The organism is Paraburkholderia ultramafica, from assembly GCF_902859915.1.
Classification (GTDB): domain Bacteria; phylum Pseudomonadota; class Gammaproteobacteria; order Burkholderiales; family Burkholderiaceae; genus Paraburkholderia; species Paraburkholderia ultramafica.
This window is the reverse complement of the sequence record NZ_CADIKK010000005.1, coordinates 280,587-286,702: the sequence shown is the minus strand read 5'-3', so window position 1 is coordinate 286,702 and position 6,116 is coordinate 280,587. Positions and strand designations below refer to the sequence as shown.

At 63.8% G+C, this 6,116-nt stretch carries 5 protein-coding genes and 1 pseudogene; 4 read left to right on the top strand and 2 right to left on the bottom strand.

Annotated elements, in window-relative coordinates:
- The 4 genes and pseudogenes from HV744_RS07860 to HV744_RS07845 form a co-directional block, all read left to right on the top strand.
- Nucleotides 1-408: pseudogene (locus tag HV744_RS07860) on the top strand (sulfate ABC transporter permease subunit CysW); the annotation flags it as partial.
- Complete coding sequence (locus HV744_RS07855; protein WP_175148956.1) at nt 408-1,466, top strand: sulfate/molybdate ABC transporter ATP-binding protein; 1,059 nt, start codon at nt 408-410, stop codon at nt 1,464-1,466. The pseudogene HV744_RS07860 and the gene HV744_RS07855, both read left to right, overlap by 1 nt.
- A 149-nt stretch (nt 1,467-1,615) precedes the next feature.
- Entirely contained in the window at nt 1,616-2,542 is a 927-nt protein-coding gene (locus HV744_RS07850; protein ID WP_175148955.1) for a CysB family HTH-type transcriptional regulator, read from the top strand.
- Between the two features lie 161 nt (nt 2,543-2,703).
- Complete coding sequence (locus tag HV744_RS07845) at nt 2,704-3,759, top strand: asparaginase (protein WP_175148954.1); 1,056 nt, start codon at nt 2,704-2,706, stop codon at nt 3,757-3,759.
- 167 nt (nt 3,760-3,926) lie between these two features.
- Here HV744_RS07845 and lysM read toward each other — a convergent pair whose 3' ends face one another.
- Together lysM and HV744_RS07835 are read right to left on the bottom strand one after the other, a co-directional pair.
- The gene (gene lysM, locus HV744_RS07840) at nt 3,927-4,409 is read right to left on the bottom strand and encodes a peptidoglycan-binding protein LysM (protein ID WP_175148953.1); all 483 of its coding nucleotides are present in this window, start codon (nt 4,407-4,409) and stop codon (nt 3,927-3,929) included.
- Nucleotides 4,410-5,164: 755 nt separating this feature from the next.
- Nucleotides 5,165-6,073 (bottom strand): 2-hydroxy-3-oxopropionate reductase, encoded by a 909-nt coding sequence (locus HV744_RS07835; protein WP_175148952.1) that lies wholly within the window; start codon nt 6,071-6,073, stop codon nt 5,165-5,167.
- Nucleotides 6,074-6,116 lie beyond the last annotated feature (43 nt).

Below are 6,116 nucleotides of genomic sequence, written 5' to 3'. Positions count from 1 at the left end.
AGGTGGGGCCTGCTGTACGGCGTGATTCTGTGCAATGCGCGGGCGATGGGCGAGTTCGGCGCGGTGTCGGTGGTGTCGGGCCATATTCGCGGCCAGACCGACACGATGCCGTTGCACGTCGAAATCCTCTACAACGAATACAACTTCTCGGCGGCGTTTGCCGTGGCGTCGGTGCTGGCTTTGCTCGCACTCGTGACGCTGGGGCTGAAGCTGCTCGCCGAGCGCCATATGTCGGCGGAACTGTCGGCCGCGCGCGATGTGCCCGCGTACGCCGGTCCCCTCACGCAATCCGCCGCCGGGTCGTCAGTTATGTCGGCGGTTATGCCGTCGGCTTCACAGTCCCTTTCGCAGTCCATCCACGCAGCGCATGGACCGCAGCAACACCCGCTCAAGCAAGGAGAGCTGTAATGGGTATCACCGTTCGTCACCTGCAAAAGCGCTTCGGCGATTTCGTCGCGCTCGATAACGTCTCGCTCGACTTTCCGCCGGGCGAACTGGTTGCGCTGCTCGGACCTTCCGGTTGCGGCAAGACCACCCTGTTGCGCGTGATCGCGGGGCTCGAATACGCGGACGGCGGCCAGGTCGTACTGCAAGGCCAGGACGTCGCAACGGTCGGCGCGCGTGAGCGTGAAGTGGGCTTCGTGTTCCAGCATTACGCGCTGTTTCGTCATATGACGGTGTTCGAGAACGTGGCGTTCGGCTTGCGCGTGAAGCCGCGCAAGGAGCGGCCGTCGGAAGCGGTGATCCGCGAGAAGGTGCATGAATTGCTGAAGCTGGTGCAGCTCGACTGGCTCGCGCAACGCTATCCGTCGGAGCTGTCGGGCGGTCAGCGGCAACGGATCGCATTGGCGCGTGCATTGGCTGTCGAACCGAAGGTGCTGTTGCTCGACGAACCGTTCGGCGCGCTGGATGCGAAGGTGCGCAAGGAATTGCGAAGCTGGCTGCGGCGCCTGCACGACGATCTGCACATCTCGACGATCTTCGTCACGCACGATCAGGAAGAGGCGCTCGAAGTGGCCGACCGCATCGTCGTGCTGAATCGCGGACATGTGGAGCAGGTCGGCAGTCCGCAGGACGTGTACGACCATCCGCAGACCTCGTTCGTCTACGAGTTTCTCGGCGCGGCCAACCGTCTGCACGGCAAGGTCGACGCAAGCGGCTTCGTGGTCGACGGCGCGGCGCTGCCGGTCGCGATCACCGCGGGCTTCAGCGGTCCGGCTTTTGCGTACGTGCGGCCGCATGATCTGCAGTTGTATCCGCAGGCGTCGGGCCATCGCGAAGGCATCGTCGTCGATGTGCGGCGCGTGGTGACGCTGGGCGGTTCGGTGCGGGTCGAACTCGCGGGACGCGAGGGCAATCTGCTCGAAGCCGAACTCGATCGCGAATCGTGGCGCGATCTGCAACTGTCGGTCGGCGATGGCGTGACCGCCGTGCCGCGTGCATTGCGCGTTTTTCCGGCGCAATGAGCCGGGTGAGAGCAGGGCGGGAAGCCGTGCAAAAGGCACAGTAAAAAGCAGAGTCAAAAAGCCGGGCAGCGGTAGCAGATAGCGCAACCCTGCCCGGCGTTTCAATCGAACTCGAATAACTCAACTCTGGCCGAACCGGAGACATACCGATGAATTTCCAGCAATTGCGCTTCGTGCGCGAGGCCGTGCGTCAGAACATGAATCTGACCGAAGTGGCGAACGCGTTGTACACGTCGCAGTCGGGCGTATCGAAACAGATCAAGGATCTGGAGGACGAACTCGGCGTCGATATTTTCATTCGGCGCGGCAAGCGTCTGACGGGCCTGACCGAGCCGGGCAAGGCGGTGCATCAACTGATCGAGCGGATGCTGCTCGATGCGGAGAATCTGCGCCGCGTCGCGCGCCAGTTCGCCGATCAGGACAGCGGCCACCTGGTGGTGGCGACCACCCACACGCAGGCGCGTTACGCGTTGCCGAAGGTGATCCGTCAATTCACCGAGGTGTTTCCGAAAGTGCATCTGGCGCTGCGCCAGGGCAGTCCGCAGCAGATCGCGCAGATGATCATCAACGGTGAAGCGGATATCGGCATTTCGACCGAAGCGCTCGACCGCTTCCCGGATATCGTCACGTTCCCGTGCTATTCGTGGCATCACGTCGTGGTCGTGCCGCAGGCTCATCCGCTGGTGGGCCGGCCGAATCTGACGCTCGACGAGATCGCCGAATTCCCGATCGTCACCTACGACCAGGACTTCACGGGCCGCTCGCACATCGACCAGGCGTTCGCGAAAGCGGGCGCGCTGCCCGACGTCGTGCTGACCGCAATCGACGCCGACGTGATCAAGACCTACGTCGAACTCGGCATGGGCATTGGCGTGGTCGCGGCGATGGCCTACGATCCGAAGCGCGACACGGAACTGGTCGCGCTCGACACGCAGCATCTGTTCGAAGCGAGCACGACGCGCGTCGGCCTGCGCAAGGGCGCGTTCCTGCGCGCGTACGCTTACCGGCTGATCGAGATGTTCGCGCCGCAGTTGAACGAAGCGGACATCGCCGCGCAGTTGCGCGAAGCGGCTTGACGAATGCGTCGGGCCGTCGAGGTCCGGCGCGGGCAGCGTGAGTGGATTCATGCGCGCAAAGTCGGCGCGGACGGGGCGCCAACCTCGGGCAAGTCCAAAACGAACGGATATCCGTTTTTTCACGCATGGCGGCGCGCGGCGCATCGCTTACAATCGCCGCGATGAATACTATGACTTCCTCTTCCCCGATGCCTTCCGGCCAGGGCGCCACGCCGCCTCTGCCGCCGTCGTTGCCCTGTATAGCCGTGCTGGCGACCGGCGGCACGATCGCCGGGGCGGCCGCGGACGCCACCAATACGTCCGGCTACCAGGCGGGTGTCGTCGGCGTGGAGCAATTGCTGGCCGTGGTGCCGGCCTTGTCCACGGTCGCCCGGATCGCGCCTGAGCAGATTGCCAGCGTCGACAGCAAAGACATGTCGATGCCGCTGTGGACCACGCTAGCGCAACGCCTCAACACATTGCTCGCCGCCGACGACATCGACGGCGTGGTGGTCACGCATGGCACCGACACGCTCGAAGAAACCGCCTACCTGCTGCATCTGACGATCAAGTCGGACAAGCCGGTCGTGCTGACCGCGGCAATGCGTCCAGCGTCGGCGTTGTCCGCCGACGGTCCGCTGAATCTGCTGAACGCCGTGACGGTCGCCGCGCATGCGGGCTCGCGCGGGCAGGGCGTGCTGGTGGCCTTCAACAACCGCATTCACAGCGCACGCGACGTGGTCAAGACGAGCACGTATGCGGTCGATGCGTTCCAGTCGCCCGAGATCGGTGCGCTCGGCTGGGTGCAGGACGGCCGCGTCGAATTTCAGCGCGGCGTGGTGCGTGCGCATACGCTTGCGACTGAATTCGTGATCGGGCCGAACTGGCCGCATGTGGAAATCGTCGCGAGCTATGCGGGCGTCTCGCGGATCGCCATCGATGCGCTGGTGGCCGCCGGCGTGCGCGGTATCGTCGTGGCGGGCACGGGCAACGGTTCGATTCATGTGTCGATGCTGCAAGCGCTCGCCGATGCCGCTTCGCAGGGCGTGGCGGTGGTGCGCTCGTCGCGCGTGGGCTCGGGGCATGTGATGCACAACGGCGCGGCCGCCGACGATACGCTCGGTTTTATCAGTGCGGGCTCGCTGAATCCGTACAAGGCGCGGGTTTTGCTGATGCTGGCGCTGGCCGCGGGCGGCACGGGACCGGTCGCGTTGCAGAAGGTGTTCGATATGTACTGACGCGGGACTGAGTGGTTCACACGCAGTGACGTGGTTGCGCCACGCATGAACGTTCAATGGCAACGCGGCGCTCGGGTCATCGACCCGAGCGCCGCGCTGTCGTTTCCGCATGCGCTTTTCAGCGGCACTGAATGGCCTGTCAAACCCGGCCTATGACGCGAGGCTCATCATACCGGCGGAATTACCAGCACCTGACCCGGATAAATCTTGTCCGGGCTTTTCAGCATCGGCGTGTTCGCCTGGAAGATCACATCGTTCTTCGCGCCGCTGCCGTAGTACTTCTCCGCGATCTTCCACAGATTGTCGCCGGACACGACAGTGTGAAACTGCGTGGGGGCGGCGGCCGGCGTGGTGACGGTCAGTTGATCGTCGACCTTGTCGACGTTCTGCACATTGCCGGCGGCGACGAGGATCTTGTCCTTGGTCGGCTGGTCGGCCGCTTCACCTGCGACCGTGACCGTGTGGCTCGTGCCGTCGTATGACACTTGCAGATTGGTGGCGTCCAGGCCCTGGCTGCGGATATACGTGACGATCGCGTCGCCCGCGGTTTTATTCTGCGCGTCGAGATCGGGCGCGGCGGCCTGGGCGGGCGTAGAGGCGGCGCCGAACAGCTTTTCGCCGGCTTCCTTGATGAAACTGAGAATACCCATTGATCACACTCCTGAGGTGGTGGCGCAAGAACGAATTGCGCACGGGGTTGAGCACTGGTGAGGAAGTCAAGCGAACGGATGCGGATGATGCGCGCTGCGATACTGCGATACGCAGGAAGCACCATCCCGGGGCAACGCTCTGGAACAATACAGGGCACGCGACGTCCGGAACGCAAGCAACTAGACTCAACGAGTGTAGGAGAAAAGCACGGAACGATGTGTCAAAAAAGGTGCGGGGGAATGCGCTGAGTTGCAAGCAAATGCAAACGGACGTGCAAGCGAGCGGCATGCGTGATTGCACCCGCTGCGAGAACCTGGCGGATAAAGCAGAACGATGAATCCGACAGCCGGACACCCGACGACGACGTCTGACCGACCAAGGCTTCCCCGGCATCGCCGGGCGCCGCTGCGGACCCCACTTGCCGCTCTCAGCCCAGAGCGGCACGATTTGCCCGTTGCGCCGCGCATGCTGCACGACGAACGGGCGCCCCACCTGCGCTTGCGATGACGCCGGCGATGCGGCGCTCACGGCAAGCCATATGACTGTCCGATGTATTTTTTATGTGCTGCATATGACGCTTGCGGCACGCTCCCCGATTAGCCTGTCGCTGCTTCGCATGGTCTGTCGCGGTACGCTGCTGCGCGTATTCATACGACTCGCGCAGCAGCGTGGTGAGCGCTGCGTGATTTGCAACGAATGTGTGCAATCAACGCGTGCAACGAACCCCCGCAACAAACACATGCAGCAACCCGCCTCAAGCCGCCTTGGCTGCGCTGCCTGGCGCTTGCGCGACTTCGTAGTTCGCCATGATTTCCAGCGCGCGCACCATCGCCGAGTGATCCCAGGCCTTGCCGCCGTTCGCCGCGCACACGCTGAACAGTTGCTGCGCGCTGGCGGTATGCGGTAGTGCGATGCCCAGCTTGCGTGCGCCGTCGAGTGCGAGGTTCAGATCCTTCTGATGCAGTTCGATGCGGAAGCCCGGGTCGAACGTACGCCTGGTCATGCGCTCGCCATGCACTTCGAGAATCCGCGACGACGCGAAGCCGCCCATCAATGCCTTACGCACACGCTCCGGATCGGCGCCCGAACGCGACGCGAACAGCAACGCTTCGGCAACCGCTTCGATGTTCAGCGCGACGATGATCTGGTTCGCGACCTTGCAGGTCTGACCCGCGCCGTTGTCGCCGATCAGCGAGATGTTCTTGCCCATCAGTTCGAACAGCGGCTTGGCCAAGGTGAAGGCTTTGTCCGGGCCGCCCACCATGATCGTCAGCGACGCTTCACGCGCGCCGACTTCGCCGCCGGACACCGGCGCGTCGAGGTAGTCGACGCCCAGCGCATTGATCTTCTTCGCGAAGGCCTGCGTGTCGAGCGGCGAGATCGAGCTCATGTCGATCACCAGCTTGCCCTTCGTGAGACCGGCGGCGACGCCGTCGTCGGCGAACAGCACGTTGGCGACGTCCGGCGTGTCCGGCACCATGATGATGACGATGTCGGCGGCCTGCGCAACAGCGGTCGAGTTGGCGACGACGCTGGTGGTTTTGGCGAGGTCTTCCGGCACCGGGTAGGCGCCGTTCACGAACAGCGAATGACCGCCCTTGATGAGGTTGCGCGCCATGTGCGCGCCCATGATGCCGAGGCCGATGAAACCGATCTTTGCCATGTGTCTGAATCTCCAGGGTTGTTTGGCGTCCCGCAACGGGACT